Source organism: uncultured Cardiobacterium sp., assembly GCF_938028825.1.
GTDB lineage: Bacteria > Pseudomonadota > Gammaproteobacteria > Cardiobacteriales > Cardiobacteriaceae > Cardiobacterium.
In genome coordinates, this window is record NZ_CALIZP010000021.1 from 20,037 (window position 1) to 30,603 (window position 10,567).

Consider the following 10,567-nt stretch of genomic DNA (forward strand, 5'->3'; position numbering starts at 1 on the left):
ACACAGCCACGCAACCATGAACCTCGATAATCTGCGCTGCGCCGAATACCGCCGCTACCCCGACCGCATCAATGCTGCCCTCGACTGGCTGCGCGCCCACGATCCCGTTGCCCTCGCCGCCGGCCGCCACGACATCGACCCCGCCATGCGCGCCGAGAAATTCAGCCTGAGCACCCGTCCGCGTGCAGACATCACGCCCGAAGCGCACCGCGACCACATCGACATCCACTACCTCATCAGCGGCAGGGAAATCATCGCCTGCCGTCTCGACGACGGCTGTCTGACACCCAGCGAAGCATATGACGACACACGCGACGTCGTCTTCTATCCGCCGGCACTCGACGGCGAAAGCCTGCTACATCTCGCCCCCGGCGATTTCGCCGTCCTTTATCCGGGCGAAATTCACCGCCCCGGCTGCGGCACAGGCGGCAGTATTGACAAAATCGTCATCAAAATCCGCCTCGACAGCCTCTAAACCCTGCAAACAGGAGCAACACCATGAACCAACTCGACGCCCTCAAAGGCATGACCACCATTGTCGCCGACACCGGCGACATCGAGGCCATCCGCCAATACCACCCGCAGGACGCCACCACCAATCCCTCGCTCATCCTGAGCGCTGCCGCCCTGCCGCAATACGCGCCGCTCATTGACGAAGCCGTCGCCTACGGCAAGGCGCATGGCAGCGATCGCGCCGCGCAAATACAGGCCGCCGAAGACAAACTTGCCGTCAATATCGGCCTTGAAATCCTGAAAATCGTCCCCGGCCGCGTCTCGACCGAAGTTGATGCCCGCCTCTCCTACGATCGTGATGCCACCATCGCCAAAGTGCGCCAACTCATCGCCCACTACAACGCGGCCGGCATCAAGAACGACCGCATCCTCATCAAAATCGCCGCCACCTGGCAGGGCATCCGCGCCGCCGAACGCCTCGAACTAGAAGGCATCAACTGCAACCTCACCCTGCTGTTCTCGCAAGCGCAAGCCCGCGCCTGCGCCGAAGCGGGGGTGTATCTCATCTCGCCCTTCGTCGGCCGCATCCTCGACTGGTACAAGGCGCACGGCGAGAAGAAAGACTACGCCCCGGCCGAAGACCCCGGCGTCAAATCCGTCACCGCCATCTACCACTACTACAAAGAACACGGCTACCCGACCATCGTCATGGGCGCGAGCTTCCGCAACAGCGGCGAAATCACCGAACTGGCGGGCTGCGACCGCCTGACCATCGCCCCGCCGCTTCTGGCAGAACTGCAAGCAAGCAATGCCGCCCTGCCGCGCAAACTGCATGACCCCGGCGCGAGCAAGCCCCGCCCTGCCCCGCTCACCGAGGCCGCATTCCTCTGGCAGCACAACAGCGACCCGATGGCGGTGGACAAACTCGCCGAAGGCATCCGCAAATTTGCCGCCGATCAGGAAAAACTCGAAGCCCTGCTCGCGGCAAAAATCTGACACGACACAAACACCCCCGCCGCGCTGTCGGCGGGGCAACCGACCTGCCACGCACCAAGATAACCCCAACCCCGATGAACCGCATGAACCTTAAACGCACCGCCCTGAGCCTCGCCTGCCTGCTTGCCGCCGCCGCCTACGCCGCGCCCTACCCCAAACTCGACCCGAACAGCCTTATCAACGGCAGTCCGGACAACCCGCCGATTACCGTCAACATCGCCGCCCTGCAAGATGCCCTGCAAAACCTCGGCGAACACGCCGGCGACTACCCGCCGCGCTTCGATAATGACGCCGACCGCGCCCAAGCCGTCAAGGATCTCGCCCCGCTTGCCATCCTGCTGGAAGACATGACCAAAAACAGCGCGGCGGGCGGCAAAAAAGACAACGAAGCCCACCTCGCCAGTCTGCAAATGAGCGCGCGCCTCTACTGGATCGGACACAACCTCGACCAGCCCGGCTACGGAGAAAAAGCCCACGCCGCTTACAAGGAACTGCTCAAACTGGCACCCAAAAACCGCAAGGCCGAAGTGGAAGACGAACTTGGCCGCTTCCTTGCCTCGGTCGGCAAGGGCGAAGAAAGCGTGCAACACCTGCGCAACGCCTACAACAGCGGCTACACCGACAGCGGTTTCCCGCTCGGCATGACCCTGCTCATGCTCAACCGGCAGGATGAAGCCAAACGCATCCTGCAAGACTACGCGCGGAAAAACCCGAACGACCCGCGCCCGCAGCAAGTGCTGGAAGCCGTTGACAGCGGGCAATTTGAAATCCGCCGCGAATAAGGCAGCCTGACAATATCCGTACGAAACCAGCGCATAAAAAGCGGGTCAACCGGATCCGCTTTTTTATCGCCAAAATGCCCAAAAACAGTAATGGATAAGCAATAGGCGCGGGCTTTTGCCCGCCATTAACGCCATTTCGGCGCGCTATACGCCGTTATTCTTTATTTCTTTTCCGCCGTATCGGACTCGTTTGTTGCCGGCGGTAATGTCGTCTGCGCAATCACATCGAGAAACACCAGCGGCTCGTTGCCGTTATTGCGCAAGGCATGACTTTGGCCCGGACGGGCAATCGTTACGTCGCCCGCGCCGACAACTGTTTCTTTACCGTTGCTATCCGTGAAGACACCCGTACCGGCAATAATGATATAGGCATCTTCATTATCCTTGTGCTGATGCAGACCAATCGAAGCGCCGGGCGGCAACGTCGTCCAGCCGATTTCCCGCAAAGCATCCTTCTCATCGGTTTGCATCCGGGTATAAGCAAATTCGCCCAGCAAATCGCCCTCGCCGCCCGCCGCCTTTTTCCGGTTCCAAGTCTGCAACGACGCTTTCGGATAAACCTGCACGCTGCGGTCAAGCGTCTCGCCGTGAAAAACCTGCTCCGCCGTTTTGGGCTCGGCGGCATTGGCGCTTTTATCGCCCGCCGTTTCCGCCTGCGCGCCCATCAATATGGCGCCAACACATAATGCACTTACCGGAAATACTTTCATCGCCATCACCTCGCTGAACAAACAAAAAGCCTCCGCATGAGCGAAGGCCGGATCTCAATCAATCACCCAGATTTTCTTCGGCAATCGCCTGGCTGAGTGCGCTTAACAGTTTCTCGCTGACCTGATTGACCATGCTGACCTCGCGGGCAATCGTTTGCCGTTCCAGCAGCAAATCAAACGTCATTTGCAAGGCGCCGAGAATCACCAGACGCTCCAATGGCACTTTCGGATTCTCGCGACGCATTTCGGCGAGGGAAAGATTTAATTGCTCCGCCGCTTCAATCAGCAAATCGCGTTCATGCGGTTCGCACATCAGCGGATAATTATTTTCCAGAATCTGTAACGTTACTTTCATCTTACTCATGATCCACCCCGCGAATCCGGTCAATCATTGCCTGCTTGCGCATATTGCAGCGGTCAAGTTCCGCTTGCAGGGCATCACAAGCGCGCTGGTGTTCTTCCGCCTGTGCTTTCAATGCCTCTTCATGGGACTTGATCAGGGCTTCCTTTTCTTCCGCCCAATTTGCCTTTTCCTCGTCATAGCGGCTGCGCCAGCGGGCATCGGCACTTTCCAGCGCCGCCCGGTATTCTTCGGCGCGCTGCGCCTGTGCTTCCTGATGTTCCTGAATGCTTTGATTATGGCGTGCATTGAGCTGATCATAATCCTCCTGTAATTGCCGGTGCTCTTTATTGAGCGTCCGCCATGCTTTAAGCAAAATATTGGTCTGCTTTTCGACGCGTTTCAATTCGTCGATATGTAAACGTTCCTGAACTGGCTTCATGCACATTCCCGTTTTCAAACTAAAAAACCATAATGGCGACAGCCATTATCCCGCTTTCAACTATACTACCATTTTCCAGCAGATACGGACAAAACCATGACCACACAGCCCCATTACGACGCCCTCGAAGCCCTCATCCGCGAACGCGGCTGGTGGTTTGCCACCAGTGAAGTGCATGGCATGCAAACCGCCCTCGTCGCCTGCGGCAGCGGCGCACGTTGGCCGGAAATCCTCTTCGCACAAGGCGGAACCGATACGCTTGCGCGCGAAGCCTTTGACCGCCTCGCCGCCCAAATCGAAGCAACCCTCGCCGGTGACGCGCTGGACTACCAACTGCTCCTGCCCGAAGAAGGCACCTTGTCCGCACGCGCCGAAGCGCTCGTTGCCTGGGCGCAGGGCTTCACCGTCGCCACGCGCTGGCTTGCCCCCACGCTGGATGACGACTGCCGCGCCTTCCTTGCCGACCTCGACGAAATCGGCAAACTGGACGACCGCCTCGCCGATAGTGAAGAAAACCGGCAAATGCTCACCGGCCTCGAAGAACACTGCCGCATGGGCGCGCTGATGCTCTACGCCTACTGCCACAAACCGCACAAATAACCAAGAGGAGACCCACCATGACCACCTGGACCCGCGACGCCCGCTACACCCCGCTCACCGCTGCCACCCTCGCCCGCTACGAAGCCCTCTGCGCCGAAGCCGAAGCCAGCCCGTGGCGGCAGCACTACCACATCCAGCCGCCTGCCGGCCTGCTCAACGACCCCAACGGTTTCAGCTACTGGCAGGGTGCCTACCACCTCTTCTACCAATGGTTCCCGCTCGGACCGGTGCACGGCCTCAAATACTGGCGACACCTGAGCAGCGCCGACCTCGTCCACTACACCGACTGCGGCACCGCCATCGCCCCCGACAGCGACTGGGACAGCCACGGCGCGTACAGCGGCAGCGCCATCGCCGACGGCGACGAACTGCTCATCGCCTACACCGGCAACCACCGCGAGGCGGACTGGACCCGCATCCCCTACCAGCTCACCGCCCACCTCGACGCGCACAACCACCTGCGCAAAGACGAACCCTTCCTCAAAGGCGCGCCCAAAGGCTACACCGAACACGTCCGCGACCCGAAAATCTGGCGCGAAGCGGACGGCAGCTACGGCATCATCCTCGGCGCCCAGCGGAAGGACCTCATCGGCACCGCGCTGTATCTCACCTCAAAAGACGCGCGCGACTGGCAGCTGCACGGCGAAATCGACACCGCCCAGCCCGCCTTCGGCTACATGTGGGAATGCCCCGACTACTTCCCGCTGGATGGCCACGACATCCTCACCTACTGCCCGCAGGGCCTGCCCGCCGACGGCGACCACTGCCGCAACCTCTACCAGAGCGGCTACCTCATCGGCCACTTCGACAAAACCGCCTGCCGCTTCACCCACGACGGCTTCCGCGAACTCGATCACGGCTTCGACTACTACGCCCCGCAAAGCACCCTCGGCGCGAACGGCGAACGCCTGCTCATCGCCTGGATGGGCCTGCCGGACACCACCTGCCCCAGCGCGCGCGACGGCTGGGCGCACTGCCTCACCCTGCCGCGCGTCCTCACCGTCGAAAACGGCCAACTGCGCCAGCGCTCGCACCCGCACCTCGCACAACTGAGGGGCAGCGGCGCGCATGACGGCGTGCATTACGAACTCATCCTGGAAAACCCCGACAACCAACCCTTCATCCTCACCCTGCGCGCCTCGGAGCGGGAAAAAACCGTCCTCACCTACAACGGCGAAGCCATCATCCTCGACCGCAGCCAAAGCGGCGCCCTGCCCGAACCCGAAAAAAACACCGCCGGCAAAGGCGGCCACATCCGCCGCCTCGCCCTGCGCAACCTGCGCCACCTGCAACTCTACTCCGACACCTCATCCCTCGAAATATTCCTCAACGACGGCGAAGCAACCATGACCGCCGCCCTCTACCCCGCCCCGGACGCAACCGGCCTGCACCTCGCCGCTGCCGATAACGTCAGCATCACCACCTACCCGCTCAACAAAGCCTGACCAATCCCAGAAAATAATCTGAGTGTGTTGGTGCGCCTGACCGGGCACCCATAAAAATCGCGTAGCGATTTTTATGGGAAACCCGTGCCGTATTGAACATACTGTCTGCGGCGCGCCGTCTTCTCAGCTTAATTCCTGAGATTGGTATGCCCCCCGCATCACCGTAACCGGAGAACTGCCATGACCGATGACGACCACAAACAGCTTAAACCCCGCGCCGATGACGGTTGGTTCAAGCGCCTCTGCGCCTGGGCGGATGAATCTGATATTCAGGAAAAAGAACTGCCGAGGGATAAGACGAAACTATTGGCGATGCAAGAACTGAGGATAAGTAGAGCACGATTCACCGCCTTGCCTGCCGAAATTGGGCAACTCGGTAATCTGCAAGAAATGTATTTATGGGACAATCAACTCTCCTCTCTGCCGCCGGAAATCGGTCGGCTCGGCAATCTGCAAACACTGGATTTACGGGGGAATAAACTTGGCACCCTGCCGCCAGAAATCGGCCAACTCGACAAGCTGCAAAAACTGGATTTAAGAGGTAATCAACTCACTACCCTGCCGCCGGAAATCGGCCAACTCGGCAAGCTGCAAAAGCTGGATTTATCCTGGAATCCACTCACTACCCTGCCTGCTGCAATTACCCAACTCGATAATCTGCAAGATATCACCATAGACGGTCATTTGCTTTTAGAACTAATCGATATGGCACCGCATCTGCCAAAACTGAAATCTCTTGAATTGTTTAATCTCACCACCCTGCCTGCCGAAATCGGTCAACTCGGTAATCTGCAAAATTTGTATTTATTGGACAAACAACTCACTGCCCTGCCTGCCGAAGTTGGACAACTCGGTAATCTGCAAGAAATCACAATGGCCGGTCATTTGCTTCTAGAACTAATTGATATGGTGCCGCATCTGCCAAAACTAAAATCTCTTAGTTTATTTAAGCTCACCACCTTGCCTGTCGAAATTGGACGACTCGGCAATCTGCAATTCCTGGATTTGTCCTTTAATCAACTCACTGACCTACCTGCCACAATTAGGAAACTCGGCAATCTGCAATTACTGGATTTGTCCTTGAATCAAATTACCAGCCTGCCTGCCGAAATTGGTCAACTCAGCAATCTGCAAAAACTGTATCTATCGGACAACCAACTTACCACCCTGCCTGCCCAAATTGGCCAACTCGGCAATCTGCAAGAATTACATTTGGATAGCAATGAACTTACCGCTCTGCCTGATTCAATTGGTCAACTCGGTAATCTGCGAATTCTGGATTTATCGGGCAATCAGCTTACCGACCTGTCTGCCACAATTTGGCAACTCGGCAATCTGCAAAAACTGTATTTATCGGACAATCAGCTCACCGACCTGCCTGCCGCAATTGAGCAACTCGGCAACTTGCAAACACTTGATTTATCCTGGAATCAACTCACAGCCCTGCCTGCCGCACTTGGGAAACTCGGCAATCTGCAAACACTGGATTTATCCTGGAATAAATTCACAGCCCTGCCTGCTTCCCTCAAGCGTCTTTATCGCGAACGCCATGGTTTATTAGAAATAAATTTGAATAACAAATCCCTGCTGTAAAATAACGACAACTAATCCCCATTTTATAAACCATCATCAAACGCCTGGAAATCATCCGCGCCGCGATGCCGCTGGCCGATGAAGACCTGACTGCCCGGCAATTGCCCGCGCCGCGCGCCGTCTTGCCGCAGTTGGACGGCGCGGCGGGCGAAACCCTCGCCGCCATCATCGCCGCGCCGTCCAGCCCTGCCACCCCGACCGCGTCAGCGCCGAACACAAAGCACAGGCAGAACGACTCTTTAAAGAGCGGACGAACACACCTACCCTGCCCTCTTGCACAAACAAACAGGAACCCTCCATGACCCGCAAACCCCTCATCACCGCCTTCGCCCTCGGCAGCGCCACCCTCGCCGGCGGTGCCACCCTCGACTTCGACCCGGCGCAATACCGTGAACAAACCGCCACCGTCAACGGCGAAACCATCACCTACCGCGCCTACGAAAACCTCCCCTACGTCGCCAAACCCGTGGACGCCGCGCACCAGACCATCAACATCTACATCCCCGCCGCGACCGCGCCCATCTTCCTGCCGAACCGGATTGGCGGCTACATGCCCGCCAGCGCCGGCGTCCCCGGCACCGGCGGTTTTGGCCCGCAAAAAGAAGGGGCGGACGCCATGCAAACCGCGCTCGCCAAAGGCTACATCGTCGCCTCGCCCGGCGCGCGCGGCCGCACCAGTGCCGACGGCAAAGCGCCCGCCGCCATCATCGACCTCAAAGCCGCCGTGCGCTACCTCAAACACAACGATGCCAACATGGCGGGCGATGCCAACAAAATCATCAGCAACGGCACCAGCGCGGACGGTGCCCTCTCCATCCTGCTCGGCGCAAGCGGCAACGCCCCCGACTACGACGCTGCCCTCAAAGCCCTCGGCGCGGCGGACGCCCCGGACGACATCTACGCCGTTTCCGCCTACAGCCCCATCAGCATCCTTGACCACGCCGACAGCGCCTACGAACGGGAATTTCACGGCGTGAACGACTACGAAAAAATCAGCGCCCGCCAGGTTGATTACCACGTCGAACGCCAGCTGCAAAAAGGCACCCTGACCGCCGCCGAACAACAAACCTCGGCCGACCTCAAAGCCCAATTCCCCGCCTACATCAACAGCCTCGGCCTCAAAAACAGCGACGGCACCGCGCTCACCCTCAATGCCGACGGTAGCAGCAGCTTCCGCGACCATGTCGCCGGATACATCGCCCGCAGTGCGGAAGCCGCCCTGAAAAGCGGGCAAACCACCGCAGAAAAACTCGCCGCCGAACACCCCTGGCTGACCCTCGACGGCGGTCGCGTGACCGCCGTGGACTTCGCCGCCTACGCCAAAACCGTCGGGCGGCAGAAAATCCCGCCCGCCTTCGACGCGCTCGACCTCAGCAGCGGCGAAAACCAGCTCTTCGGCAGCGCCGGCGAAGACAAACGGCACTTCACCGCCTACGGATGGGCGCACAGCAGCGTCGCCAACGTCGGCATGGCAGATGACGCGACCATCAAACAAATGAACCCGCTGCACTACATCAACGCCAACACCGCGCCGCAACACTGGCGCATCCGCGTCGGCACCGCCGACCGCGACACCTCGCACGCCATCGCCGTCATCCTCGCCGGCAAACTGGCGAACAGCGGCAAAAGCGTGGACCTCGCCATGCCGTGGCAAGTGCCGCACAGCGGCGACTACGACCTCGACGAACTCTTCGCGTGGATGGACAGCGTCGTCAAAAACGGCCGACCATAAACCCGCCGGACGGGAGATAGTCGTTTTACATAGAAATATTACGGCGTTGGCTTGCCTCTTCCCTGTTTGAAACGGCTATAAACAAGCCTTGCCGTGCAACGGGCAAAATCAAAAATGTGGTCGCAGAGCAGGGAGACGTTGCAGGCGATACCGCGCAAAGCCCCGTGTTTATCTCGCCCGGCAAGTTTTGCGATGGCTTGTTGCTGGCCGCGCGCGTCATCCGCCGATTTCCGCCCACCACAGGCGCAGTTTCAGGCCGGTGGCGCTGGTCCAGCCGCTGGTCGAGAGGCGCAGGCGGCCGTTTTTGATGATGGCGATGGTCGGGGTGGCGCGTACGCGCAGGGCGGCGCTGATGCGGCCGTCGGCGTCGTTGACGACAGGGAATTGCCAGCCGTGTTCGCGCAGGTAAGCGGCGATGTGCGCATCGTCGCCGGATTTCAGGGCGATGCTGACGACGCGGTAGCCGTCGCGGGCGAGGCGGTCGATGGCGAGCGAGGTGTGGCGGCAGTAGATGCACCAGTCACCCCAGATGTAGAGCAGGGTCGGGCGGGGGTCGTCGAGGCGGATGGTTTCGCCGTCGCCGGTGGTAAGCGCGGGCAGGTAGGCGATGGCTGCGCTGTCCGGCGCGCGGTACCGGTCAAGCGCGAGGATAACGGTGAGGATGATGAGCAGGTTGAGGATGATACCGCGCAGGGTGCGCCACAGGCGGCGTGGCGGTTTATTGTCAGTCATGGGGCGTTTCGGGGTTATCGCGGCGGCCTGCCATGCGTTGCAGGATTTTTTCGCCACGGCGCTGGTGGACGGCGGTCATCAGGACGTGGCCGGTGATGAGCAGGAGCAGCAGCCAGGCGGCGCGGCCGTGCCACAGGTCGCCGAAACGGGTCGCCGCGTTTTCCGCGCTGCCGTCACGGCCGGCGGCGGCATCGCGGATGAGGGCGATGGTCGGCACGGCGAGCATGAAGAGGTAAAGCGCGAGGTGCCCCAAGCGGGCGGCGAGACTCGCGGCGGGCGGGCGCTGTTCGGCGGCGATTGCCCAGAGGATGCGGGCGAAAACGAGCATGAAGAGCAGGGTGCCGAGGGCTTTGTGCACGGGGATGAGCACGGCGGCATGGCCGGAGACGCGCCAGGCGAGTGCCAGCAGGAACATGAGGGCGATGGCGCCAGCCATGCCCCAATGCAGGAGGCGGCTGATGGTGCCGTAGTGGTTGGGGGTGTCGGGGGTCATTTCCGGTCCTGGTAGTAGTAGTTCATGATTGCTGCCGCTTGCGCCTCTGATGCGGGAAAAAGCGTGCGTTTGCTGCTGTCGGAGAATCTGCGCGTTTCCATAATGGCGGACTTGCTTGCGTTTTTTATCGTCATTGCAAGGGGGAATGATGCGGCGAGGCGAGTCGGCACCGCATCAGCCCTGTTTGAAACAACTATAGCTAATGGATTTCATTTTTCATACAGATCCTAAATAGCTTGTCGATATCAT

General features: G+C 59.8%; 12 protein-coding genes. 7 read left to right on the forward strand and 5 right to left on the reverse strand.

Going from position 1 to position 10,567, the window contains the following annotated elements:
- Window positions 1-16 precede the first annotated feature (16 nt).
- The 3 genes from Q0562_RS02885 to Q0562_RS02895 all read left to right on the forward strand — a co-directional run bounded on the left by Q0562_RS02885 (window position 17) and on the right by Q0562_RS02895 (window position 2,231).
- A complete protein-coding gene (locus tag Q0562_RS02885; RefSeq protein ID WP_298640903.1) occupies window positions 17-475 on the forward strand; it encodes a YhcH/YjgK/YiaL family protein in 459 nt (152 codons plus the stop codon).
- 23 nt (window positions 476-498) lie between these two features.
- Window positions 499-1,449: a transaldolase gene (gene tal / locus Q0562_RS02890; RefSeq protein ID WP_298640906.1), complete on the forward strand. Its 951-nt coding sequence runs from the start codon at window positions 499-501 to the stop codon at window positions 1,447-1,449.
- 83 nt (window positions 1,450-1,532) lie between these two features.
- Window positions 1,533-2,231: a hypothetical protein gene (locus Q0562_RS02895; RefSeq protein WP_298640908.1), complete on the forward strand. Its 699-nt coding sequence runs from the start codon at window positions 1,533-1,535 to the stop codon at window positions 2,229-2,231.
- A gap of 161 nt (window positions 2,232-2,392) precedes the next feature.
- On the opposite strand, the gene Q0562_RS02900 is transcribed toward Q0562_RS02895, so the two are convergent.
- Genes Q0562_RS02900 through Q0562_RS02910 form a run of 3 tightly spaced genes read right to left on the reverse strand, consistent with a single transcriptional unit; the run spans window position 2,393 to window position 3,723 of the window.
- Window positions 2,393-2,962, reverse strand: coding sequence for a cupin domain-containing protein (locus tag Q0562_RS02900; protein ID WP_298640911.1), 570 nt, complete (start codon window positions 2,960-2,962; stop codon window positions 2,393-2,395).
- A gap of 37 nt (window positions 2,963-2,999) precedes the next feature.
- Window positions 3,000-3,305, reverse strand: coding sequence for a cell division protein ZapA (locus tag Q0562_RS02905; RefSeq protein ID WP_298640914.1), 306 nt, complete (start codon window positions 3,303-3,305; stop codon window positions 3,000-3,002).
- Window positions 3,298-3,723: a hypothetical protein gene (locus Q0562_RS02910; RefSeq protein WP_298640917.1), complete on the reverse strand. Its 426-nt coding sequence runs from the start codon at window positions 3,721-3,723 to the stop codon at window positions 3,298-3,300. Before Q0562_RS02910 ends, Q0562_RS02905 begins: the two co-directional genes overlap by 8 nt.
- A 96-nt stretch (window positions 3,724-3,819) precedes the next feature.
- Here Q0562_RS02910 and Q0562_RS02915 point away from each other — a divergent pair, with 96 nt between their 5' ends.
- From Q0562_RS02915 to Q0562_RS02930, 4 genes are all read left to right on the forward strand, one after another.
- Window positions 3,820-4,323, forward strand: a complete 504-nt coding sequence (locus Q0562_RS02915) for a UPF0149 family protein (protein WP_298640918.1) — start codon at window positions 3,820-3,822, stop codon at window positions 4,321-4,323.
- A 17-nt stretch (window positions 4,324-4,340) separates the two neighbouring features.
- Window positions 4,341-5,768 (forward strand): sucrose-6-phosphate hydrolase, encoded by a 1,428-nt coding sequence (locus Q0562_RS02920; protein WP_298640921.1) that lies wholly within the window; start codon window positions 4,341-4,343, stop codon window positions 5,766-5,768.
- Window positions 5,769-5,948: 180 nt separating this feature from the next.
- The gene (locus tag Q0562_RS02925; RefSeq protein WP_298640923.1) at window positions 5,949-7,361 is read left to right on the forward strand and encodes a leucine-rich repeat domain-containing protein; all 1,413 of its coding nucleotides are present in this window, start codon (window positions 5,949-5,951) and stop codon (window positions 7,359-7,361) included.
- Between the two features lie 298 nt (window positions 7,362-7,659).
- Window positions 7,660-9,093 (forward strand): subtype B tannase, encoded by a 1,434-nt coding sequence (locus Q0562_RS02930; protein ID WP_298640926.1) that lies wholly within the window; start codon window positions 7,660-7,662, stop codon window positions 9,091-9,093.
- 216 nt (window positions 9,094-9,309) lie between these two features.
- Here the strand turns inward: Q0562_RS02930 and Q0562_RS02935 are convergent, their stop codons facing one another.
- Together Q0562_RS02935 and Q0562_RS02940 are read right to left on the reverse strand one after the other, a co-directional pair.
- A complete protein-coding gene (locus tag Q0562_RS02935; RefSeq protein WP_298640929.1) occupies window positions 9,310-9,825 on the reverse strand; it encodes a protein disulfide oxidoreductase in 516 nt (171 codons plus the stop codon).
- On the reverse strand, window positions 9,818-10,318 hold the full coding sequence (locus tag Q0562_RS02940; protein ID WP_298640931.1) for a cytochrome b/b6 domain-containing protein: 501 nt from the start codon (window positions 10,316-10,318) through the stop codon (window positions 9,818-9,820). Before Q0562_RS02940 ends, Q0562_RS02935 begins: the two co-directional genes overlap by 8 nt.
- Window positions 10,319-10,567 lie beyond the last annotated feature (249 nt).

Coding starts and splice junctions, on each gene's coding strand:
- Q0562_RS02885 (WP_298640903.1), top strand. CDS start 17: ATGAACCTCGATAATCTGCGCTGCGCCGAATACCGCCGCTACCCCGAC.
- tal (WP_298640906.1), top strand. CDS start 499: ATGAACCAACTCGACGCCCTCAAAGGCATGACCACCATTGTCGCCGAC.
- Q0562_RS02895 (WP_298640908.1), top strand. CDS start 1,533: ATGAACCTTAAACGCACCGCCCTGAGCCTCGCCTGCCTGCTTGCCGCC.
- Q0562_RS02905 (WP_298640914.1), bottom strand. CDS start 3,305: ATGAGTAAGATGAAAGTAACGTTACAGATTCTGGAAAATAATTATCCG.
- Q0562_RS02910 (WP_298640917.1), bottom strand. CDS start 3,723: ATGAAGCCAGTTCAGGAACGTTTACATATCGACGAATTGAAACGCGTC.
- Q0562_RS02915 (WP_298640918.1), top strand. CDS start 3,820: ATGACCACACAGCCCCATTACGACGCCCTCGAAGCCCTCATCCGCGAA.
- Q0562_RS02920 (WP_298640921.1), top strand. CDS start 4,341: ATGACCACCTGGACCCGCGACGCCCGCTACACCCCGCTCACCGCTGCC.
- Q0562_RS02925 (WP_298640923.1), top strand. CDS start 5,949: ATGACCGATGACGACCACAAACAGCTTAAACCCCGCGCCGATGACGGT.
- Q0562_RS02930 (WP_298640926.1), top strand. CDS start 7,660: ATGACCCGCAAACCCCTCATCACCGCCTTCGCCCTCGGCAGCGCCACC.
- Q0562_RS02935 (WP_298640929.1), bottom strand. CDS start 9,825: ATGACTGACAATAAACCGCCACGCCGCCTGTGGCGCACCCTGCGCGGT.
- Q0562_RS02940 (WP_298640931.1), bottom strand. CDS start 10,318: ATGACCCCCGACACCCCCAACCACTACGGCACCATCAGCCGCCTCCTG.